This is a genomic window from Erwinia piriflorinigrans CFBP 5888 (genome assembly GCF_001050515.1).
Lineage (GTDB): Bacteria > Pseudomonadota > Gammaproteobacteria > Enterobacterales > Enterobacteriaceae > Erwinia > Erwinia piriflorinigrans.
In genome coordinates, this window is record NZ_CAHS01000016.1 from 55,818 (window position 1) to 77,366 (window position 21,549).

Sequence of the window (21,549 nt, forward strand, 5' to 3'; positions counted from 1 at the left end):
AAGTCGTCGTGCCGCACTCAAATTATGTTTGACCGTATTAGCCCGGCAGATTATTCACTTTCATTTGCAGCATCTCTTTCAGCGACGATGACCCGTCAGAGGCGATGCCTTTGCTCCAGGCATCACGTGCGCCCTGAGTATCGCCTTTGCTGAGCAGCGCTTCGCCGCGCACGTCCGCCACGATAGCCGTCCAGCCATCGCCTTTGACGCTATCCAACGTCTTTAATACCGCATCTGGCTGCTTCTGCTGCAGCTGGATGCGTGCCAGACGCAGATTCAGCACCGCCTGCAGGTTCGCGTCCTGGGTATTTTTCAAGCCGTTTTGTAACTGTTCAGCCGCTTTATCCAGCTGATTGTTGTCAATATAACGTTTTGCCACGTCCAGCGAGGCCAGCGCACCGTAGGTATTACTGTTTTCGCTGGCAAACTTGGCTGCCGCTGCAAGCGAAGCAGGTTTACTGGCGTCCAGCCCCGTGGTCGCCTGCTGGTAGGCCGCAGAGACTTCACGCGAACCGCTGTCCTGGTGATTGCTCCATAAGCGCCAGCCGATTAAAGCCCCCACTCCCAGCACCACACCAACGACCAGTGCTTTGCCGTTATGGGCAAAGAAATTTTTCAGCGCATCTGTCTGTTCATTTTCGTTGCTATACACTTCCACGCAATTCTACTCCTTTAAATCGTGCTCGCCTTGAGGCTTAAAGCTGTAACAGCGCCGCCAAAGTGGCAGCTGCATCACGCTGCGCCAGCGTTTGCTGCTCGCCGTTACGTAAATCTTTGATGACCAGCTGTTCATTCGCCACTTCATCTTCGCCGAGGACCAGGGCGATACGCGCGCCCCATTTATCTGCCCGGGCAAACTGCTTCTTAAAGTTACCACCGCCAAAATTGGTCATCAGCTTCAGTTCCGGCAGCGCATCGCGCAGCTGTTCAGCCAGCAGCATCGCTGCGCTCTGTACACCATGACCTGAAGCGATAACATAGACATCGACAACACGCATCGGTTCAAATTCTGGATTAACTGCCTGTACCAGCAGTACCAGACGCTCTAACCCCATCGCAAAGCCAACCGCTGGCGTAGCGCGACCACCCAGCTGTTCAACCAGACCATCGTAGCGCCCACCGGCGCAAACGGTACCCTGGGCACCCAGGCTGTCGGTCACCCACTCAAATACGGTGCGGTTATAATAATCGAGACCGCGAACAAGACGCTGATTGACGCGATAAGCAATGCCGGCCGCATCCAGCTGATGGCAAAGCCCGGCGAAATGCTCGCGTGATTCATCATCCAGATAATCACCAAGAGCCGGGGCATCGTTCAGTAATGCCTGGATATCCGGATTTTTGCTGTCCAACACGCGCAGCGGATTGGAGTACATGCGCCGCTTACAATCTTCATCCAGCACCTCAATATGCTGTTCAAGGAAAGCAACCAGCGCATTACGATAGTTTGCACGCGCTTCCAGCGAGCCGATGGAGTTCAGCTCCAGACTGACATGGTCGGCAATACCCAGCGCTTTCCACCAGCGGGCGGTCATCATAATCAGTTCAGCATCGATATCCGGCCCCTGTAGACCAAATACTTCGGCACCAATTTGATGGAACTGACGATAGCGCCCTTTTTGCGGGCGTTCATAGCGGAACATCGGGCCGATGTACCAAAGACGCTGCTCCTGGTTGTACAGCAGACCGTGCTCGATACCCGCACGCACGCAGCCTGCGGTTCCCTCCGGGCGCAAGGTCAAACTCTCACCATTGCGATCGTCAAAGGTATACATCTCTTTTTCAACCACGTCGGTGACTTCACCGATAGCGCGCTTGAATAACGGGGTCTGCTCTACAATCGGCATGCGGATTTCACTGAAACCGTAGCTGCTCAGTACCTGTTTAAGGATTTGCTCTACGCGCTGCCACACGGCGGTGTCAGCCGGCAGATAATCGTTCATGCCACGGATGGCCTGGATATTCTTCGCCACTAAATATTCTCTTTAATCGGGTGATGCGCAGGCTGATTTACGCATTATTTGCACCAGAACTGCGCCCGGCTCCACTATTCATCACGTTAACAACCAAAGCGCGGTTAAAACGGGTAAATAATGTTGACGTAACTGGGTTACGCTCCGGCTATTGCGCTGTCAGAGCAAAAACTGCCTGCGCCGATTACACCTGGCCCACGAGAGAAGCCAGGCACAATGAATGCTATGCAATTATTTTTCAACCTGCTGGATATCAATCCGGCGTGCTGCGTCCAGGATGGTGGCTTTAGCGCGAATGCGTGCCTCCAGCTGGTCTATCATGTTGTCGTTATCCAGACGTTCGCGCAGACGCACGCCATCTTCGTAGAAGCCGCTTTTCTTACTGCCGCCCGTCACGCCCATCGTTGAAACCGTGGCTTCACCGGGACCGTTGACCACACAGCCGATAATGGAGATATCCATCGGCGTGATAATATCTTCCAGCCGCTCTTCAAGCGCATTCACCGTACCAATCACATCAAATTCCTGACGTGAACAGGTCGGACAGGCAATAAAATTAATGCCGCGCGCACGAATACGCAGTGATTTAAGGATATCGAAGCCCACTTTCACTTCTTCAATCGGGTCGGCCGCCAGCGAAATGCGTAGCGTATCGCCAATGCCTTCAGATAACAGCAGGCCAAGGCCAATCGCTGATTTGACTGCCCCTGCACGCGCACCACCCGCTTCGGTGATGCCCAGGTGAAGCGGCTGGTCTATCTGTTTTGCCAGCAGGCGATATGATTCAACAGCAAGGAAAACGTCTGACGCTTTGACGCTAACCTTGAACATATCAAAGTTGAGCCTGTCGAGATGATCAACATGGCGCATAGCCGATTCCAGCAGCGCCTGAGGCGTTGGCTCACCATATTTTTCCTGTAGATCTTTTTCCAGCGATCCACCGTTCACCCCAATACGGATTGGGATGTTGTAATGACGAGCGCAGTCAACAACGGTGCGGATACGCTCTTCATTACCGATATTGCCTGGATTAATTCGCAAGCAGTCCACGCCGTACTCTGCGACTTTCAGCGCAATACGATAGTCAAAGTGGATGTCAGCAACCAGCGGAACGTTAACCTGCTGCTTGATAAGACGAAAGGCCTCTGCGGCATCCATTGTGGGTACGGACACGCGCACAATGTCCACACCAACGCGTTCCAGCGCTTTGATCTGAGCGACCGTTGCGGCAACGTCGGTAGTGCGGGTATTGGTCATGGACTGAACGGCAATAGGCGCGCCGTCCCCCACAGGCACCTTGCCGACGTAAATGCGTTTTGATTTGCGACGGGTAATGGGTGCTTCGTTATGCATATTCTTTCTCCACAATCACTCGCGACCAGAGAAGATGCGTTATGGCGCACCTACGGTCAGGCGAGCAACCTGGTTAGTACGGATAAAACGGCTCAAATCGACAGGTTTACCCTGATATACGATCTGTACTGCGGCCGGAGCGCCAATCTTCAAACGATAGGGTGCAGTTCCCGCCAGACTGAGTTTACCACCGCTGCGTTGTATACCACTGAACAGCTTCTTGCCGGTCGCGTCGGTGACGTCCAGCCAGCAATCACGCGAAAAGTTCATTATCATGGCATTGGCATCAGCGGCAGGCTGGCCGATCTCTGCGCTGCCAGTAGGCAACTGGGCAGCAGCACCGCGATCGGCCGGAGCCTGCGAAAGGGCATCGGTGACCGGCGACTTGTTATCAGACACCGCATTCGCCGCTGGCGCAGCGTTTGAAGCTGGCACTTGGCTGCCCGGCTCTGCGGCAGCTGGCGTGCTGTTGTCGTTCGCCGCAGTCGTGGTCTGGCTGTTGTTCTCTGCCGCAGGCTTATTGTCCAAAGGAATGGCAGTTTGTGCGCCGCTGGCGGCGCTGCTGCTGACATTATCATCGGTAAGCGGAATCGACTGACGGCTATCCTCTCCAACCGAGGCATTTTGATCGGCCATCGATACCAGATCGTCCTGAGCGGCTTTATGATTCTGCCACCACCAGGCACCAGTCAACCCCAACACCACAAACAGCACCAGCCAGGTGAGAATCATCAACCAGCCGTCTCGCTTTTTGCGCTGTTTGCCGAGTGAATAACTTTGCATCATTTCGACTTTGGCAGCCCTGACGGGAGCTTGTTTAGCCATCATCGGCAGCAGCTCTTCTTCCGGTACATGCACAAGGCGAGCATAAGACCGGATGTAGCCACGCAGGAATGTCGATGCCAGTGAGGCAGGCGAGTTATCCTCTTCAATATCTCGAATAGTGGAAAGTTTCAGGCAGAGGCGATCAGCAACATTCTGCTGAGTCAGTCCCATCTGTTCACGGGCGCTACGCAGACGCTCGCCTGTTGAATTTACGTTAGATTTGTCTTGAGTGGCTTCAGTATTCATTAGCTAAAAAATGCTGGTGCTGTATCGATTGTGGAAAAATTTGCGCAAGCAGCGCCCCATAATGTTTAACATCAGCGGGCTGTTTTTCCTGCGCGGCGAAGCGAATCTCTAACCACAAACTTTCCGCAGAAACAGGAAAGTTGTGTTGATAAACATCTAACAGAAGACGCGATTCTGAGCGTCTCCCCTTTCCCAATCGCCTTTCGGCTTCTGCCAGCATAGGCAGTCCCTTAGCTGGATCGGTCTGCACCGCATCCGCTAGCGCTGCACGCGCTTTATGTTGCTGACCGGCATTTAAAAAACAGTAGCCTGAGTTTTCTACACTGTCAGCAAGCAGGCCGTTTACGGGATCTGCTCTCGCAAGACTGAACTGTGTTTGTGCCGCATCATACTGCCCTAATCCGCAGAGAAACGCACCGTAATTATTGAGCACGTAGCCGTTTTGCGGCGCCAGCGTCAGGGCGCGACGGTAATGTTGCTCCGCCATGCGGAGATCGCCCGTCTGCTGCTGGTAACGCGCCATCGCCAGCTGAACCCGGTAATCATCCGGTGCCTGGCCGAGCGCACGCTGCAAGTTTCTGCGTGCCGCATCCATATGACCTTTAGACAGATAAGCCAGACCCAGTTGAATACGCGTTTCAACCTGTGTGTTATTCGGCGGTGAGGCCGCACAACCCACAAGCAATATCAGCAGTACGCCTGCCAGAACCTCTGTTCTCATCCCTGGTATCCCCGATGACTTTGGCAACTTATCGTACGCCAATCTCATCAGAACCACAGGGTTAAGTGTGCAAAAAACTCAGTTTTCAGAGTGCCTTCACAGAGATCGCTTCACCCGCCATTTTCTTTTTCAGCGTGCGCTTAGTACGGTCAATCACGTCTCCGGCCAGTTGACCACAGGCCGCATCGATATCATCGCCGCGAGTCTTACGCACAATAGTGGTAAATCCATAATCCATCAACACTTTAGAGAAGCGATCGATGCGACTGTTCGAACTACGACCATAAGGTGCGCCCGGGAAGGGGTTCCACGGGATAAGGTTAATTTTGCACGGCGTATCTTTTAACAATGCAGCCAGTTCATGCGCGTTATCGGTGCTGTCATTGACATGATCGAGCATCACGTACTCAATAGTCACGCGCCCTTGGTTCGCATTTGACTTGCCGATATAACGGCTGACGGACGCCAGAAAAGTCTCGATATTGTACTTTTTATTGATCGGCACAATTTCGTCACGAATTGTGTCATTCGGCGCATGTAAAGAAATCGCCAACGCAACGTCGATCATATCGCCCAGCTTATCCAACGCAGGTACTACGCCTGAAGTGGACAGCGTGACGCGACGTTTAGAGAGGCCAAAACCGAAATCGTCCAGCATGATCTCCATCGCTGGCACGACGTTGTTCAGATTCAGCAGCGGCTCGCCCATGCCCATCATGACCACGTTAGTGATCGGACGCTGGCCGGTCACTTTGGTCGCACCGATAATTTTCGCGGCGCGCCATACCTGACCAATAATCTCCGACACACGCAGGTTGCGGTTGAACCCCTGCTGCGCCGTAGAGCAGAACTTACACTCCAGCGCGCAGCCTACCTGTGAGGAGACACACAGGGTGGCGCGGTCTTTTTCCGGGATGTAGACGGTTTCTACCTGCTGGCCGCCTACCTGGATAGCCCATTTGATGGTGCCGTCCGACGAACGTTGTTCTTCCGCCACTTCAGGAGCACGGATCTCCGCCAGTTCTTTCAGCCTGTTGCGGAAAACCTTGTTGATATCGGTCATCTCATCGAAATCATCGCAACAGTAGTGATAAATCCACTTCATCACCTGATCGGCACGAAAAGGTTTTTCGCCCAGGCTGGCAAAAAATTCGCGCATCTGCTGACGATTGAGATCCAGCAGGTTGATTTTTTCTTTTTTCGGGATGACGATTTCAGGTGATACGGACGATGGCGTCACATTAAGTTCTGACATAGTGTTCTCTGGCCTCGTTGTTACACGTTATGGCACTGGGTTTTTGAGTGAATAAAAAAGAAACGCCCCGCAGAATAAACTGTCGGGGCGCATTATTGTACTCATGACTTATGAAGGGTTAAAGCGGCTGGCTAAAATAAATTTGCCCCTTCGCCGTCAGGCAGCCGAATTAACGGGTGCGTGGGCAGATTTCGCCTTCGCCGAAGAAATAAGCAATTTCGCGCGCGGCGGATTCTGCTGAATCAGAACCGTGGGTCGCATTCTCGGTGAAGCTGTCTGCATAATCAGCGCGCAGGGTTCCCGCAAGGGCGTTAGCTGGGTTAGTTGCACCCATCAGGTCACGATGACGCTGCACAGCGTTGTCACCTTCCAGTACGGAAACCACCACCGGGCCAGAAGTCATAAACTCGACCAGGCCATCAAAGAACGGCTTGCCCTGATGTTCTGCGTAGAAGCCTTCAGCCTGCTCTTTGCTCAGATGCAACATTTTGCTGCCAACAATTTTGAAGCCAGCGCTTTCAAAACGGTTGAAAATAGCACCGATAACGTTTTTTGCCACCGCGTTTGGTTTAACAATAGAAAAAGTACGCTCAATAGTCATATGGACCCCTGTTTTATTTTTTTCGAATATAGCCGTAAAAACCTGTCCCGAGCCGGGAAAGTGGCCGCGAATTATAGGGGGCATCGCTATGGATGACTATCTTAGTTTCAATAATTTATTGAAAATTCCATCGGGCATCGCATTCCTCCCCCCGTTTGCGGCTATTTTACGCAGCCTGCCGTTAGATGAACAGAAAAGCATCCGGGGAATTGTCTGAATTAGGAGGATAGTTCTATTCAATCATACGGTTGCAGATTCAAAAGCCACAGCATGAGTCAAACTGATGCTATCCCAATCGAATGTACTTTATCAGGAATGCCTTTCAACATGCCGAAAACGGCCAGGGCCAACAAATAAATCTCACCTTGTGATAGCCAAAAAGATCGCTGACACTGCATTACCCCTGACTGACAAAGAGGCCGTAATGACAACATCCTCTCTTTTTATTTCCGCAGAATTGCTGGCACAGCATTTGAGCGATGAAAGTATCCAGATACTGGATGCCCGTATGCTGGCTCCCGGACTGGAGAAAACGCGTGATATTCACGCCGAATATCTGGCGGCCCATCTGCCAGGCGCGCCGTTTTTCGATATTGAAGCGCTGTCCGATCACACCAGCCCCTATCCGCATATGATGCCCCGCGCCGAGAGTTTCGCCGTAGCGATGCGCGAACTGGGTGTTGCCAGTAACAAGCACCTGGTGGTGTACGACGAAGGCAATCTGTTTTCGGCTCCGCGCGCCTGGTGGATGCTGCGCTATTTTGGTGTTGAACGGGTATCGATCCTTGCAGGTGGGCTGGCTGGCTGGCAGCAGGCGAAGCTGCCGCTGGCCAGCGGTGCGGTCGATGTGACTGAAGCAGAGTTTGATGTTGGCCCGGGCAATGGCGAAATTAAACGCGTCACCGAGGTCCTGCTGGTCAGCCATGAAGGCGGAGCACAGATTGTTGACGCCCGCGCCGCTAACCGTTTTCATGGCGAAGTGGATGAGCCACGCCCCGGTCTGCACCGTGGCCGCATCCCCGGTAGCCTGAATGTTCCCTGGAACACGCTGGTCAGTGACGGTCGTTTAAAACCCGCCGGCGAGCTGCGGGCGATCTTCAACCAACAGGGCGTGGATCTTTCGCAGCCGCTGATCGCCAGCTGCGGTTCCGGCGTTACCGCAGTGGTCGTTATTCTGGCACTGACCAGCCTCGGGGTGACAAACGCCGCATTGTATGACGGTTCCTGGGGCGAATGGGGCAGCCGCCATGACCTGCCGATTGTGAATGATGCACAATCGACATGAATCTCACCTGAAAAGGTTGATGCTGCTGGAGCGTCTGCAATACCTGTTTAATCGATATTTTTCACTTTAAAATCGCGCAGGAAGCTGCCCCAGCGGCGCTCATAAAACGGAGTAATATGGGCAGTAAAGAAATGGCTGATACCCTTCTCTCCCTCTGCTACCTGGCAAATATCAATCGGATCATCACCGGGCTGGGTATCGGTTGCCACACTGCCCGCTGCCTGAATAATCGCGTCAATGTCACCATCGGCCTCAATGCCAATCAGCAGATTGGCTGGCTGATCTGCCGCCTCTTTCATCTGCGCCATGTACGCACGACGCACAGGCTTATATCTGGCAAACAGCTGAGTGAGTGAATCGATCATCTGCGCCGGGGGTTCAGCAATCTCCGACAACAGCAGTGAAGTCCCTCCCTCCAGCACCGTCTGTTGACTGAGGGCATTGCCGCTATCCTCCATTAAATGGGTGATTTCACGGGGCGTGAACTCTTTACCGCTATCCAGCTTCGGGTTAAGAAACAACGTTTCGCCGAGGGTCATGGCAAACAGCGTACGCACCGGCATCACGAGATACGCCTGCTCACCACTAACCGCAGATTGTAGCGCGTCGACCGAGGTGAAAAACGGAATGATGTCTGTACCGTTATCTTTTTCCCAGTGCTGCAAATCGACCGGGGTGCTGGCATCAATCGCCCGTTCAGGCTGTGCGCTGGTACCCGGCACGATAACGCTGGCCTCCATCAGCAGGGCAAAAAATTCCGGGCGGTGCGCCGGCTCAGTTGCCGCCCGTTTCAGCACGTCTTCCAGACGCGGATTAAGGTCATTCATTGAAGGGTTCCGGTTGATCACGATAAACATTGGGCAGACCCGCTTAGTGGCCTGCCCTGGGGAGAAGCACAAACAGGGGAGAACTTGCCTGTACCCTGATTTAGTTTGCGCGGCTCAGCAGCAGGTTAGCCAGGGTACGGACGCCCAGCCCTGTGGCGCCCGCAGACCATTGATCCACCGCACCTTTGCGGTAGGTGGCCGAACAGTCAATATGCAGCCAGCCCTGCTTATAATCACTGACAAAGTGCGACAGGAAGGCGGCTGCGGTGCTGGCACCGGCTGAGTGCGCGGGGCTGGCAATGTTGTTGAGATCGGCAAAATTTGACGGCAAATGGCTGCGATGGAATTCCGCCAGCGGCAGACGCCAGAATGGCTCATTTTCTCCCGCCGCGCTGGTTAACAACGACTGGGCCAGCGCATCATCAAAACTGAACAGCGCGTGATAATCATTTCCCAGCGCGGTTTTCGCGGCACCGGTCAGCGTCGCCGCATCGATAATCAGTTCCGGGTTAAGCGCACTGGCATCGATCAGGCCATCGGCCAGCACCAGGCGCCCTTCGGCATCGGTATTCATCACCTCAACGCTTTTGCCGTTGCGGTAACGAATAATATCCCCCAGTCTAAAGGCGTTGCCGCTCACCATATTGTCAGCACAACACAGGATCAGCTTTACGCGCTTTTTCAGGCCACGACTGACGGCTAAAGCCAGCGCACCGGTCAGCGTTGCTGCGCCACCCATATCGGACTTCATGGAATCCATAAATCCGCTCGGTTTCAGGCTGTAGCCGCCGGTATCAAAAGTGACCCCCTTACCCACCAGGCAGGCGAACACCGGGGTTTCATCGTTGCCGCCCGGATTGTAATCCAGCGTCAGCAGTACCGGACTGCGTGACGAACCGCGTCCTACGGTGTGCAATCCCATATAATTTTGCTGGCGCAGATCCTCGCCTTTAATAATGCGATAACTGACCGCATCGCAGGCAATATCACACAGCAGGTCGATGGCTCGCGTGGCCAACTGCTCCGGCCCCAGCTCTTCCGCTGGCAGATTGATGGTATTACGCACCCAGTCGACAATCTTCAGGCGGTTATTCAGTTCCTGCTGTGCGGCGTCGCTTAACGTCGCCCACTCTATTTCTCGCTCACCTTTCGGCCCGCGATAACCCTGCCAGAAGGCCCAGCTGTTCTCCAGATCCCAGCCTTCTCCGCTCAGACTAACGAGGCGAATGCCCTGGCCGTCGATTTTGCGTGCGGCGCGCTGGATGGTGACCAGAGGATCGCTGCCGTTCAGGTGAATAGTCATCCCCTGGTCGTTGCTGCTCAGCGTGGCTTTTTCACCCCAGCGCGGGTCGGCCGCTGCGGTTGACAGAGTTATCTTCATCGGGGTAGTCATCGCATAGCTCCTTATCATTTTTCGTTATGTTGGCCGGCGTACCCGGCCGCTGCGATTCGCCGCAGCACGATGCTAGTTGAATTCGTCCGATCAGACTAACAGAAATCTGTCAGGGAAGTTTTCACAGGGTGCGATTAAGATCTGGGGAAAGGAAAACGGGCCGGAAAATTCCGGCCCGTTAAGCAAACAGCGATGATTCGGCCTAACCTGCCTGCACACCCGCCCCGGCTTTAAAAGCCTGCCAGCTCGGGGAGTGCTCACGCAGACGCGCAATCGACTTTTGCAGCAGCTGAATCGCGTAATCGATCTCTTCTTCGCTGGTAAAACGTCCCAGCGAGAAACGAATGGAGCTGTGCGCCAGTTCATCGCTCAGCCCGATAGCACGTAAGACGTAAGACGGTTCCATGCTGGCAGAAGTACAGGCCGAACCGGTAGAAACAGCCAGATCTTTCAGCGCCATAATCAGCGATTCACCGTCAACATAATGGAAGCAGACGTTAAGAATGTTGGCCGCGCCCTGCTCCAGCGAACCGTTAACGGAAACCGCTTCAATGCGGCTAATCCCTTGCCACAGCCGACGACGCAGCGCGCTGATACGCGTCATATCATCAGCCATCGCCTCTTTAGCAATGCGATATGCCTCACCCATGCCCACAATCTGATGCACCGGCAGCGTGCCGGAGCGCATACCGCGCTCGTGTCCCCCGCCGTGGATCTGCGCTTCAAGACGAATGCGCGGCTGACGACGGACGAACAGTGCGCCGATCCCCTTAGGCCCATAGATTTTGTGGGCGGAGAAAGACATCAGGTCAACGGGCAACTCTGCGAGATCAACGGGCAGTTTGCCGACGCTCTGCGTGGCATCAACATGAAAGATAATGCCACGCGCACGACAGCATTCACCGATGGCGGCGATATCCTGCACTACGCCTGTCTCATTATTGACGTGCATAATCGTCACCAGCACGGTGTCATCACGCAGCGCGGATTCGATCTGCTGTAAGGTCAGGGAGCCATCGCTTTGTGGTGTGAGATAAGTGACGCTAAAACCTTCATGCTCCAGCTGAGCACAGGTATCCAGCACCGCTTTGTGTTCAGTCGCACAGGTGACGATATGACGCCCCTTTTCCCGATGGAAATTGGCTGCGCCTTTGATCGCCAGATTATTAGCTTCGGTGGCACCGGAGGTAAAAACAATTTCGCGCGGATCGGCACCAACCAGTTCAGCAATCTGATTGCGGGCCACATCGACCGCTTCTTCCGCCTGCCAACCAAAGCGGTGGGAACGCGAGGCAGGATTGCCGAAAGTGCCATCTTGGGTGAGATACTGCATCATTTTGGTCGCTACGCGCGGATCGGCTGGCGTGGTGGCAGAATAATCCAGATATATCGGTAATTTCATTGCTTGTTAAGCTCCGGGAGGTTGCTGTTTGCCGCCCTTCTGCGCCCTGAAATTTTATGGGTAGCAGAAACGCATAAAAGGCCTGTAACGGCCTTTTATGCGTTTCTGCGGGCGAAGAACGCTTCGCCGGGACTGCGATTAGGCGCGCAGATTGACGTTAATCGTTTCGTGTATGCGACCATGAGGCGCACGACGGATTTCATTGCTGTTCTGGCGGTCGGCCACAACCAGGATCTCCTGGTTGTTGACCAGCTCGGCCAGGGTAATGTTGTTCAGAAAGTCGCTGATGCGCTCGCTCAGGTCACGCCACAGAACGTGAGTCAGACAACGCTCGCCGCCCTGGCAGCCTTCTTTCCCCTGGCATTTGGTCGCATCCACCGATTCATCCACGGCGGTAATCACTGCCCCCACGGCAATCGCATCGGCTGCTTTACCCAGCAGATAACCACCGCCCGGACCACGCACGCTGGCTACCAGACCATTCTTACGCAGACGTGAGAACAGCTGCTCAAGATAAGAGAGGGAAATGCCCTGACGCTCTGAAATATCAGCTAAAGGCACCGGGCCTTCGTGAGAATGCAGTGCAACATCAAGCATAGCGGTAACAGCATAACGGCCTTTGGATGTCAGTCTCATGGCGTAAACAACCTCGGTGATAACCCTGTACGGGTGTTAACAAATTATGTTCGCCAGTCTGCCATTCCCGAGTAATTTGGTCAAGTATTTAACCAAGTAAAACAGTCAACTATTTAACCTAGTAATTTACTCAACTATTTGGCTGTTTTAGCCCCGCTTTAATCGCCCTGCCGCTTCTCAAGTGACGAGAGCATGCCGCGCAAAATATTCAGCTCATCACGTTCCGGGCGGGCGCGAGTAAACAGGCGACGCATTTTGCTCATCACCTGTCCCGGACTGGCCGCGCGGATAAATCCGCTGTCGGTCATCGTTTTTTCCATATGCTGATAGAAACGTTCAAGATCGTCCACCAGCGGATAAGGAGAGTCATCATGCTGTGCCTGCGGCGTTTCCACGGATTGCAGGAAAGCCATGCGCACCTCATAGGCAATAATCTGTACCGCCATCGCCAGATTCAGCGAGCTGTACTCCGGGTTAGCAGCAATCGCGACATGGTAGTGGCACTTCTGCAACTCTTCGTTAGTCAACCCAACGCGTTCACGACCAAATACCAGCGCTACCGGGGCGTGCTGCCCTTCTTCAACGCTTTTTATGCCGCATTCCCGTGGGTCCAGCATCGGCCACGGCAAAGAGCGCGAACGTGCGCTGGTGCCCACCACCAGGCTGCAACCTGAAATCGCTTCATCAAGGGTATCAACAATTTTTGCTTCGCCGATCACATCACTAGCTCCTGCGGCTAGCGCGATTGCCTGTGAATCAGGTTTGACCAGTGGATTGACCAGATAAAGATTGGTTAAGCCCATCGTTTTCATCGCACGGGCAACGGAACCCATGTTGCCGGTATGAGAAGTTTCCACCAGCACAATTCGGATATTTTGCAACATAAGGGTTAGAGGTCTTCCGGGTATGAGAGATAATTTGTCGATGCTAGCATATTTCCAGGACATTTACCGACGTTCCCTGCTATACTACGCGCCGTTTTCTATCAGATTATGATAAAAATCCGAAATAATTGCAGTGGCTACAATGAGATCGCTTTCGCTGGCTTGCATCTATCGGTGCGAACAGTCGTTGATGCGTTGCTTCTTATCCATTGCAAATATCCCGGATACCCCGTTCTTTAACATCCAGTGAGACGATACTACCTATGCATCCGATGCTCAACATTGCCGTGCGCGCTGCGCGCAAGGCCGGAAACGTAATTGCCAAGCACTATGAAACCCCGGACTCCGTCGAAGCCAGCCAGAAAGGCAGCAATGACTTTGTCACCAATGTTGACCGCGAAGCGGAACGCCAGATTATTGAAGTGATCCGCAAGTCTTACCCAAAGCACACCATTATTACTGAAGAGAGCGGTGAGCTGCAGGGCGAAGATCAGGATGTGCAATGGGTTATCGATCCACTGGATGGCACCACCAACTACATCAAACGCCTGCCTCATTTCAGCATTTCTATCGCCGTACGCATTAAAGGCCGTACCGAAGTGGCGGTGGTTTACGATCCGATGCGTAATGAGCTGTTTAGCGCCGTGCGCGGTCAGGGCACCCAGCTCAACGGCTATCGTCTGCGCGGCGGCACCGCTCGCGATCTGGATGGCACCATTCTGGCAACCGGCTTCCCGTTCAAGGTGAAGCAGCACGCGACCCCTTACATCAACATCGTCGGCAAACTGTTTACCCAGTGTGCTGATTTCCGCCGCAGCGGCTCTGCTGCGCTGGATCTGGCCTATGTGGCGGCCGGTCGCGTTGACGGTTATTTTGAGATTGGCCTGAAGCCGTGGGATTTTGCCGCCGGAGAACTGCTGGTGCGCGAAGCGGGCGGTCTGGTCACCGATTTCACCGGTGCTCACGGCTACATGCACTCCGGTAACATCGTGGCGGGCAATCCGCGCGTAGTGAAAGCGATGCTGGCCAATATGCGCGATGAGCTGAGCGAAGCGCTTAAACGCTAAGCGTTTCAGGCTGCCGGGGCCGAACGAAACAGACGTTCGGCCCCGATTGACAGTCAAAACATGGGCCGGATGCCGCCCGATATTGCCGGTTGCGCACTAAACCAGAGTAGTGCTCCCGCAGCCACCAGCATCACTCCCCCCAGCAATGCCACGCCGTTCAGCACGATAATCTGCCAGCCCGTCCGGGAGTCGTCACCTCTGATACGCAGCGCCAGCCTCCTGCAAAAATGCACCAGCAACGCCATCGCCGAGACGGTCAGCGCCGTTCCCATCGCCATCACCAGAGCCGACAGCACGCCCCAGAACCAGACGCCGACCACTTTGGAGAACAGCAGCATCATAATGGCCCCCGAACAGGGACGTAATCCCATTGACAGCACCACCGCTATTTTTGTCTGCCATCCCGGTGACTGCGCCAGCATATCAACGTCAGGCACATGCTGATGGCCACAGCCACAATGTGCGCCGTGCGGCTCTCCGGCTGGCAGGATACGCTTTATCTGCATTCGTGACGGCCTGACCGCCAGCTGGGTCGTCAGTTTTCTTAGGGCACGCCAACACAGCCACAACCCCAGCCCGATAACCAACAGGTAGCTGCCCTTTTCCAGCCAGTAACTGCTGATATGCAGCTGACGAGCAGAAAGCTGGAGCACGCCCAGCACCAGCGTAACCAGTACAATGGCGATGCAGCCCTGTACCAATGCGGCTGCTAGCGTCAGTTGCAGGCTGGTTTTCATTTTCGTCGGATGAGTGGCAAGGAACGTGGTGATGATCACCTTGCCATGCCCCGGCCCCAGGGCATGCAAAATGCCATAAAACAGGCTAAATCCCACCAACCCTAACCCCGCCTGCTGCGGATGACTGGCGACCTGTTGCAACAGTTGGATCATCTGACGGTGCAACTCTTTTTGCCAAAGAGCGCTTTGCCAGAGTATTTGCGGCCAGCATTGCCAAACCAGCAGCCCGCCGGCGACCAGCATCGCCAGCAACAGAAGCAGAAACACCACGCGGTAGCGACGAATGATTAGCGCACTTACTGACATATCAGCGTCACCCGTTGAGCAAACTGACGACCCAGCTCCATCTCGTCCGTCGGCGCATCGGCTTTATCAAGCGCCAGTGCATAGGCCTTTACCGATGCACCGGGCTGCGGAGTCTGCAACTGGAACCGACACTGCGAGGCCAGCTCCGGCGGTAGGGTTAAATCTTTTTCAGAATCGTAATACATATCTACAAAGTAAGTTGGGTCAAAAGTGGAAAACGTGTAGCGCTGGCCTTTTAGGGGCTGCGGATGAGCCAGCGGCAAAATAAATTCCAGCACCGCCTTATGTCCCTGACGCGACAGCTGATACTGCTTAGGCATCTTGTCAAACTTGATCGGCTGCTTCTGATGCCAGAATTCGGTGAAATAGTGCTGAACGAGGACGTTGGCCATCACTTCAGCCGCCAGCTTTTTCCACACCACCGAGTCAGGTTGCGCTTTACCCGCATCATAAAGCAGGTCGGCAGAGGTGATTTCATCCATCACCCAGCGCATTTTTAACCCGGAAAGCTGCCCTTCCTGATGGACCAGCGTAGTCTGCATAGCGATAAAACTATGCGGATGCGCCGAGACTGCTGGCGTAGCCACAGTCACCAGCCACAGTAACCTGAGCGCCAATTTGTTATAATGTAACAAAATCAAATCCTGTTTCAAATAATCATCGACTGTTTTTTGTGACCTGCCTTATAAGCTCTGAATAAAACCGCCCGGCCGGGTCACTGAGCCATTCGCTGAGACTATGCTTAATACATCTACCGCTACTGAGATCGCAGATGACGAGTGTCTATTTACCTGAAAGTGCTGCCCTCTCCACTGCACAGCGCCGCTGCCGCCTGCTGTTAATGCTCAGCCTACCCGACCACAGCGTAACGCTGGAGTCGGTTTGCCAGATAAACGGTGTCGATCTCACCCTGGCGCGACAAGATATAGCGGAGCTGACAGCAGAAATCCAGTGCTATCATCTGATCATTGAGCCAGATGATCGGGGCCGCTTACATCTCAACGGGACGTCGCTGAATCAGCAGCTGTGCCTGCTTCACGGCTTACGCCGGGCACTGCGACAGTCTCCACAGTTTGTCGGCACCTGGTTTGTTGATGCCATCAGGCGCAGGCTAGTGACGCAGCCCGTCGATAAAGCCCTGTATGACGCACATAATCTGAGGATATTAATCCAGCACTGTTCACAGCGACTGGCACGCGAGTTTAGTGCGCGTGACCGCCATTTTCTGCAAATCTGGCTAGAGTACTCTCTTGCATGGCACTGTCAGCCGCAGTTCAGCTCACGGCAACAGCGGTGGCTGTCAGGTAAAGCGGAGTATGCACTGGCTAAAGATATTATTCGCTGTTGGCAAAAACGTGGCTATCAGGCTGACGATCATCAGGCTATGTTACTGACTCTGCTGTTTAGCCAGCTGCATACTCCGGTAGTGAAAGGGGTGACTAGCGAAAATGAGCGCTCCCTGCTGCAGGCAGTTGAGTTTTCGATTGCGCGTTTTCAGCAAATCGCCGGTATTGATTTTCTCCATAGGCCGGGGCTTATTGCGCGCCTGTATACGCACCTGGCACAGGCGCTGGAGCGGGCGCTGTTCGCCATCGGTATCAATGACAATCTGGCAGAAAATAATGTCGCCTTAGACTATCCACGCCTGCTGCGCACCACGCGTGAGGCGATGGGCGCTTTTCAACAGCAGTACGAGGTCACGTTTTCTCATGGTGAGATGGAACTGATAGCGATTATTTTTGGTGCATGGCTGGTACAGGAAAACGCCCTGCACGAGAAACAGGTGCTGTTGCTGACGGGTATAAATCCGCAGCTTGAACGCCATATTGAGCAGCAGTTACGTGAACTGACGCTGCTGCCGCTCAATATCAAATATCAGGATGTTAACGACTTTCAGCGTGACAGCGCGCCGCCGGGCATTACGCTGGTCATCAGCCCATATGCCATCTCGCTTCCGCTCTATTCTCCCCCGCTGATCCACGCCGAGCTACCGTTGGGTGAGCATCAGCAGCGCGGTATCCGTGCGCTGCTGGAGTCTTAGCCGGGCCATTTTGCGATCGGCATAAAATTCAGGATGCACTCCGGTATCTGCACGAGCAGTTTACGCACGGGGCAAACGGCTAACTTACTTAATGAGGTTATACTGACAAAGTGCTGGTCGTAAGGCCGGGACTTTGCTCTGGTGCAAAAACATGGCGGTCAGTTTGCGGGAATCCCCGTTGTTTCGCGCTTTTAGAATGGTTTCTGCATCAGACATCCTTCGTCACGCGGTATTGGTGCTATGATCTGTATCGCTCTGTCAGGACTAGAGCACCCTCAAAGTGATCGACTATTTGGTACTGTCATTTAGTCACACGGAAAGCAAACCCCTTGATAAAAGTCATTAGATAACAAAAAATCACATAAAACAAAGGATTAGATGTGGCAACCAAAGCTCATACAGACCAAAAGGAACCGACGGTGCTTTTACGGCCGGAAAATGTCGACAAGAAGTATGAAGCACTATTTCTTGAAATTGATTCTGGGCAAATAAAGTTGCCTATGTTCCAGCGGGAATTTGTCTGGGACAAAGAACAGAGTGCCAAACTGATTGACAGCCTTTTGAAAGGCTACCCCATTGGGACTTTCATTTTCTGGAAGACAAGGGAAGCTCTAAGATCGGTGAAGAATATTGGCAACCATAAATTGCCTGAAACCCCCAAGGGTGACTATGCACAATATATTTTAGATGGGCAGCAACGGATTACTTCCCTTTATGCTATTCGCAAGGGGATTCGAATTTCAAAGGATGGGAAGGAAATCAACTACAGGGACATTTATGTGAACCTTGACTATGACTCGTCAAATGATGAACAAATTGTAACGAGCCAGAAAGACGAAAAAAAAGTTTATATCTCAGTATATGATCTTCTCAACCGGAAAATGGGAGAGTTGTTCAAGCAGTATGGTGAAGATAAATCAGAACTTATTGAAGAATATAAGACCAAGCTAACAACATACGACTTTGCCACTATCACAATCAAGGATTATCCGATAGACATCGCTTGTGATATTTTCTCCAGAATCAACACAGGCGGCAGACCTCTAACCCTCTTTGAGATCATGGTCGCCATGACCTATGATGAGGCAAAAGGTTTTGACCTGGCGTTAAAATATGAAGAACTACTCAATGGTAGTGACGAGAACGATAAGTGTTTAAGCAAGGCCAAATTTGATACGGTTCCTGCTGCTACTGTTCTTCAAGCCGTGGCAGCAATTACCGTAGACAGCATTAGAGCCAAAGATATTCTGAAAATCCGCAGAGAGAAATTCATTGCCAATTGGGATCCTATGGTGTCTTCCATGTTCATGGCTGTGGACTTTATTAGAACTAAGCTGTATATCCCTGTTTCACAGTTACTTCCTTATGCTTCCCTGCTTGTTCCGTTTACATACTTCTTCTATAAGAATAAAAACAAGCGACCAACAGAAATTCAGGCAAAACTCCTGAGACAGTTTTTCTATTGGGTTGGTTTGAACTGGCGATACAGCGGGTCAACCGAAACTAAAATCGCCGAAGACCTCAAGAAAATGAATGTTATTCTTAAGGAAAAAATGCCGAAGTATTCTTCGGACGAACTTAATATATCTGCTGATGACATTGGAGAAACTTTGTTCACAGCAGGTAATTCCAATGTAAAGGCTATACTTTGCCTGCTTGCTTCCCTCAAGCCTCGAAATCTTGATGATGATAGCGATGTTATTCTTGATAATTCAAATCTGAAGATTGCCACGAGCAGGAATTATCACCATTTCTTCCCCAGAAAGTATGTTGAGAAGAACTGCCCCTCATGGGAAGCTAATCTGATCGCCAACATAACTCTTATTGATGCCGCTTCTAACAACAAAATTAGAGCAAAAGCTCCGAGCCTTTATGTTGGTGAGCTAAAAACTGGAAACTCAAAGCTGCTATCTTCACTTCGCTCACATCTGATTAATGGTCAGAAAAGTTTTGGCATTCAGGAAAATAACTATGAAAAATTCATTAAAAAGCGGTCTGATGCAATTGCAGAAGCGCTCAATGAGGCTTTGAATCCTGAAATATGAGGGTCAATCTCATAAAAGAGAAAGACTCGTCTCAGATTGCTGACAAGGTCCTGTCCATGAGGCAGGGACCTTGATCTAATAAGGTCAGAACCGAATTGACGGGATGACTCGGAGATGACTCCCCGCATAGAGCTGCGCGCCACGGTAGCCGTTCGCCAACGCAGTTGATCGGCCAGTCGGTGATGACCGACACCACATAACGAAGATCACCTTCATGTTGCACAGAATGCCAATCGTTCGGACTACTCTTTATCTACCTTGTCCCGAAGTATTTTAAATCAGTACTTCGGTGTCCACACCGGGGGTATGTGCAACGCCAGAACACAGCGTTATGAACTCCTGTAGAAACCCATGTTGGTCATTTCCTCTTATCTTGTGGTGGGTAAGAGGAGATATTCCTACCCAGGATTCCTTCAGGCCAGAGCCTTACAAGCTCAATCACCAAGTGGTTTAAGACTGACAACAAAAGAAAAACCCCACGTAATAGCATGGGGTTTGTATGTGATCTTCACGGAGGACTGATATCCCTCGTGACGAGGTAAAGCTCGCTTATGCGTAAACCGGGAAGCGGGCGCAGATATCCAGCACCTGTTTCTTCACGCGTTCGCTCACGCCTTCGTCGTTGATATTGTCGAGAATATCGCTGATCCAGCCAGCCAGTTCGCGGACTTCAGCTTCTTTAAAGCCGCGACGGGTCACCGATGGCGAACCGATACGGATACCGGAAGTGACAAATGGGCTCTTCGGATCGTTAGGCACGCTGTTTTTGTTAACGGTAATGTTAGCACGGCCCAGGGCCGCATCCGCTTCTTTACCGGTCAGGTTCTTGTCTACCAGATCCAGCAGGAACAGATGGTTGTGCGTACCGCCGGAAACCACGTTGTAGCCACGCTCAAGGAACACTTCCACCATCGCTTTGGCGTTCTTCGCCACCTGCTGCTGGTAGGTTTTGAACTCTGGCTCCATCGCCTCTTTGAACGCTACCGCTTTACCGGCGATAACATGCATCAGTGGGCCGCCCTGGCTGCCAGGGAAGACCGCTGAGTTCAGCTTTTTATACAGGTCTTCGTCACCGCCTTTTGCCAGGATTAGGCCACCGCGTGGGCCTGCCAGCGTTTTATGGGTGGTTGTGGTGACGACATGAGCATGAGGTATCGGGTTAGGATAAACATCAGCAGCAACCAGACCTGCAACGTGTGCCATATCCACAAACAGGTAAGCCCCGATGCTGTCGGCGATTTCACGCATTTTTTCCCAGTCACATATGCCGGAAAAGGCAGAGAAGCCACCCACGATCATTTTTGGCTGATGCTTTTTAGCCAGTTCGGCCAGCTCGTTGTAATCAATTTTACCGGTTTCGTCGATGCCGTAAGGGATGACGTTATACAGCTTACCGGACAGGTTAACCGGAGAACCGTGTGTCAGGTGACCACCGTGAGCCAGGTTCATGCCCAGAATAGTATCTCCCGGTTGCAGCAGCGCGGTGTAGACGGCGAAGTTAGCCTGCGAACCTGAGTGCGGCTGCACGTTGGCGTAGTCAGAACCAAACAGCTCTTTAGCGCGGTCGATAGCCAGTTGCTCAACGATATCCACATGTTCGCAGCCACCGTAGTAGCGCTTGCCCGGATAGCCTTCAGCATATTTATTGGTCAGCTGAGATCCCTGAGCCTGCATGACACGAGGGCTGGTATAGTTTTCTGAAGCAATCAGCTCAATATGCTCTTCCTGACGCACTTTCTCCTGCTCCATCGCCTGCCATAAATCGGCATCGTAATCGGCAATTTTCATATCACGCTTTAACATCTGCATCTCCTGACTCAACTGACTTTCGAAAGGTATGACCCGCATACGGGCTGTAATCCCCACAGTGTAAACTGTTTTCCCACCCGTTGAATAGCTTAACGGCAGCCTTTTTACGCAAACGATTGGCCCCAGAGCCGGTAAGGCTTAGT

20 protein-coding genes are annotated in these 21,549 nt (G+C 52.7%); 5 read left to right on the forward strand and 15 right to left on the reverse strand.

Annotation, left to right across the window (positions count from 1 at the left end):
- Window positions 1-37: 37 nt before the first annotated feature.
- The 7 genes from EPIR_RS12580 to ndk form a co-directional block, all read right to left on the reverse strand.
- Window positions 38-658 (reverse strand): YfgM family protein, encoded by a 621-nt coding sequence (locus tag EPIR_RS12580; RefSeq protein WP_023655803.1) that lies wholly within the window; start codon window positions 656-658, stop codon window positions 38-40.
- A gap of 37 nt (window positions 659-695) precedes the next feature.
- A complete protein-coding gene (gene hisS, locus EPIR_RS12585) occupies window positions 696-1,973 on the reverse strand; it encodes a histidine--tRNA ligase (RefSeq protein ID WP_023655804.1) in 1,278 nt (425 codons plus the stop codon).
- Between the two features lie 231 nt (window positions 1,974-2,204).
- Entirely contained in the window at window positions 2,205-3,326 is a 1,122-nt protein-coding gene (ispG, locus tag EPIR_RS12590) for a flavodoxin-dependent (E)-4-hydroxy-3-methylbut-2-enyl-diphosphate synthase (protein ID WP_023655805.1), read from the reverse strand.
- Between the two features lie 39 nt (window positions 3,327-3,365).
- Window positions 3,366-4,397 carry a cytoskeleton protein RodZ gene (gene rodZ, locus EPIR_RS12595; protein WP_023655806.1) on the reverse strand — a complete coding sequence of 344 codons (1,032 nt, stop codon included), beginning with the start codon at window positions 4,395-4,397 and terminating at the stop codon, window positions 3,366-3,368.
- The gene (gene pilW / locus EPIR_RS12600) at window positions 4,387-5,118 is read right to left on the reverse strand and encodes a type IV pilus biogenesis/stability protein PilW (protein WP_023655807.1); all 732 of its coding nucleotides are present in this window, start codon (window positions 5,116-5,118) and stop codon (window positions 4,387-4,389) included. Before pilW ends, rodZ begins: the two co-directional genes overlap by 11 nt.
- Window positions 5,119-5,203: 85 nt before the next feature.
- Window positions 5,204-6,373, reverse strand: a complete 1,170-nt coding sequence (gene rlmN / locus EPIR_RS12605; protein WP_023655808.1) for a dual-specificity RNA methyltransferase RlmN — start codon at window positions 6,371-6,373, stop codon at window positions 5,204-5,206.
- A 169-nt stretch (window positions 6,374-6,542) separates the two neighbouring features.
- Complete coding sequence (gene ndk, locus EPIR_RS12610; protein WP_004159115.1) at window positions 6,543-6,974, reverse strand: nucleoside-diphosphate kinase; 432 nt, start codon at window positions 6,972-6,974, stop codon at window positions 6,543-6,545.
- An 88-nt stretch (window positions 6,975-7,062) separates the two neighbouring features.
- Here ndk and EPIR_RS19200 point away from each other — a divergent pair, with 88 nt between their 5' ends.
- Complete coding sequence (locus EPIR_RS19200) at window positions 7,063-7,191, forward strand: hypothetical protein (protein WP_277302533.1); 129 nt, start codon at window positions 7,063-7,065, stop codon at window positions 7,189-7,191.
- Window positions 7,192-7,398: 207 nt separating this feature from the next.
- Window positions 7,399-8,259, forward strand: a complete 861-nt coding sequence (sseA, locus tag EPIR_RS12615; RefSeq protein ID WP_023655809.1) for a 3-mercaptopyruvate sulfurtransferase — start codon at window positions 7,399-7,401, stop codon at window positions 8,257-8,259.
- A gap of 47 nt (window positions 8,260-8,306) precedes the next feature.
- Here sseA and sseB read toward each other — a convergent pair whose 3' ends face one another.
- The 5 genes from sseB to trmJ form a co-directional block, all read right to left on the reverse strand.
- Complete coding sequence (gene sseB, locus EPIR_RS12620) at window positions 8,307-9,086, reverse strand: enhanced serine sensitivity protein SseB (protein WP_048697547.1); 780 nt, start codon at window positions 9,084-9,086, stop codon at window positions 8,307-8,309.
- Window positions 9,087-9,186: 100 nt separating this feature from the next.
- Window positions 9,187-10,479, reverse strand: coding sequence for an aminopeptidase PepB (gene pepB / locus EPIR_RS12625; RefSeq protein WP_023655811.1), 1,293 nt, complete (start codon window positions 10,477-10,479; stop codon window positions 9,187-9,189).
- A 202-nt stretch (window positions 10,480-10,681) separates the two neighbouring features.
- The gene (locus EPIR_RS12630; protein WP_023655812.1) at window positions 10,682-11,881 is read right to left on the reverse strand and encodes an IscS subfamily cysteine desulfurase; all 1,200 of its coding nucleotides are present in this window, start codon (window positions 11,879-11,881) and stop codon (window positions 10,682-10,684) included.
- A gap of 138 nt (window positions 11,882-12,019) precedes the next feature.
- Window positions 12,020-12,517: a Fe-S cluster assembly transcriptional regulator IscR gene (iscR, locus tag EPIR_RS12635; RefSeq protein WP_023655813.1), complete on the reverse strand. Its 498-nt coding sequence runs from the start codon at window positions 12,515-12,517 to the stop codon at window positions 12,020-12,022.
- A 158-nt stretch (window positions 12,518-12,675) separates the two neighbouring features.
- Window positions 12,676-13,401 (reverse strand): tRNA (cytosine(32)/uridine(32)-2'-O)-methyltransferase TrmJ, encoded by a 726-nt coding sequence (gene trmJ / locus EPIR_RS12640; RefSeq protein WP_048697551.1) that lies wholly within the window; start codon window positions 13,399-13,401, stop codon window positions 12,676-12,678.
- Window positions 13,402-13,664: 263 nt separating this feature from the next.
- Between trmJ and suhB the strand changes: the two genes are divergently transcribed.
- The gene (suhB, locus tag EPIR_RS12650) at window positions 13,665-14,468 is read left to right on the forward strand and encodes an inositol-1-monophosphatase (protein ID WP_023655815.1); all 804 of its coding nucleotides are present in this window, start codon (window positions 13,665-13,667) and stop codon (window positions 14,466-14,468) included.
- Window positions 14,469-14,521: 53 nt separating this feature from the next.
- Here the strand turns inward: suhB and EPIR_RS12655 are convergent, their stop codons facing one another.
- Both EPIR_RS12655 and EPIR_RS12660 read right to left on the reverse strand, forming a co-directional pair.
- Entirely contained in the window at window positions 14,522-15,511 is a 990-nt protein-coding gene (locus EPIR_RS12655; protein WP_023655816.1) for a nickel/cobalt transporter, read from the reverse strand.
- Window positions 15,502-16,146, reverse strand: coding sequence for a DUF1007 family protein (locus EPIR_RS12660; protein ID WP_048697554.1), 645 nt, complete (start codon window positions 16,144-16,146; stop codon window positions 15,502-15,504). Before EPIR_RS12660 ends, EPIR_RS12655 begins: the two co-directional genes overlap by 10 nt.
- A gap of 137 nt (window positions 16,147-16,283) precedes the next feature.
- Between EPIR_RS12660 and csiE the strand changes: the two genes are divergently transcribed.
- Together csiE and EPIR_RS12670 are read left to right on the forward strand one after the other, a co-directional pair.
- On the forward strand, window positions 16,284-17,552 hold the full coding sequence (csiE, locus tag EPIR_RS12665; protein WP_023655818.1) for a stationary phase inducible protein CsiE: 1,269 nt from the start codon (window positions 16,284-16,286) through the stop codon (window positions 17,550-17,552).
- Between the two features lie 380 nt (window positions 17,553-17,932).
- Window positions 17,933-19,597: a GmrSD restriction endonuclease domain-containing protein gene (locus EPIR_RS12670; protein ID WP_023655819.1), complete on the forward strand. Its 1,665-nt coding sequence runs from the start codon at window positions 17,933-17,935 to the stop codon at window positions 19,595-19,597.
- 549 nt (window positions 19,598-20,146) lie between these two features.
- Here the strand turns inward: EPIR_RS12670 and glyA are convergent.
- A complete protein-coding gene (gene glyA, locus EPIR_RS12675; RefSeq protein WP_048697556.1) occupies window positions 20,147-21,400 on the reverse strand; it encodes a serine hydroxymethyltransferase in 1,254 nt (417 codons plus the stop codon).
- Between the last annotated feature and the right edge of the window lie 149 nt (window positions 21,401-21,549).

Coding starts and splice junctions, on each gene's coding strand:
- ispG (WP_023655805.1), bottom strand. CDS start 3,326: ATGCATAACGAAGCACCCATTACCCGTCGCAAATCAAAACGCATTTAC.
- rodZ (WP_023655806.1), bottom strand. CDS start 4,397: ATGAATACTGAAGCCACTCAAGACAAATCTAACGTAAATTCAACAGGC.
- pilW (WP_023655807.1), bottom strand. CDS start 5,118: ATGAGAACAGAGGTTCTGGCAGGCGTACTGCTGATATTGCTTGTGGGT.
- rlmN (WP_023655808.1), bottom strand. CDS start 6,373: ATGTCAGAACTTAATGTGACGCCATCGTCCGTATCACCTGAAATCGTC.
- ndk (WP_004159115.1), bottom strand. CDS start 6,974: ATGACTATTGAGCGTACTTTTTCTATTGTTAAACCAAACGCGGTGGCA.
- EPIR_RS19200 (WP_277302533.1), top strand. CDS start 7,063: ATGGATGACTATCTTAGTTTCAATAATTTATTGAAAATTCCATCGGGC.
- sseA (WP_023655809.1), top strand. CDS start 7,399: ATGACAACATCCTCTCTTTTTATTTCCGCAGAATTGCTGGCACAGCAT.
- sseB (WP_048697547.1), bottom strand. CDS start 9,086: ATGAATGACCTTAATCCGCGTCTGGAAGACGTGCTGAAACGGGCGGCA.
- pepB (WP_023655811.1), bottom strand. CDS start 10,479: ATGACTACCCCGATGAAGATAACTCTGTCAACCGCAGCGGCCGACCCG.
- EPIR_RS12630 (WP_023655812.1), bottom strand. CDS start 11,881: ATGAAATTACCGATATATCTGGATTATTCTGCCACCACGCCAGCCGAT.
- iscR (WP_023655813.1), bottom strand. CDS start 12,517: ATGAGACTGACATCCAAAGGCCGTTATGCTGTTACCGCTATGCTTGAT.
- trmJ (WP_048697551.1), bottom strand. CDS start 13,401: ATGTTGCAAAATATCCGAATTGTGCTGGTGGAAACTTCTCATACCGGC.
- suhB (WP_023655815.1), top strand. CDS start 13,665: ATGCATCCGATGCTCAACATTGCCGTGCGCGCTGCGCGCAAGGCCGGA.
- EPIR_RS12655 (WP_023655816.1), bottom strand. CDS start 15,511: ATGTCAGTAAGTGCGCTAATCATTCGTCGCTACCGCGTGGTGTTTCTG.
- csiE (WP_023655818.1), top strand. CDS start 16,284: ATGACGAGTGTCTATTTACCTGAAAGTGCTGCCCTCTCCACTGCACAG.
- glyA (WP_048697556.1), bottom strand. CDS start 21,400: ATGTTAAAGCGTGATATGAAAATTGCCGATTACGATGCCGATTTATGG.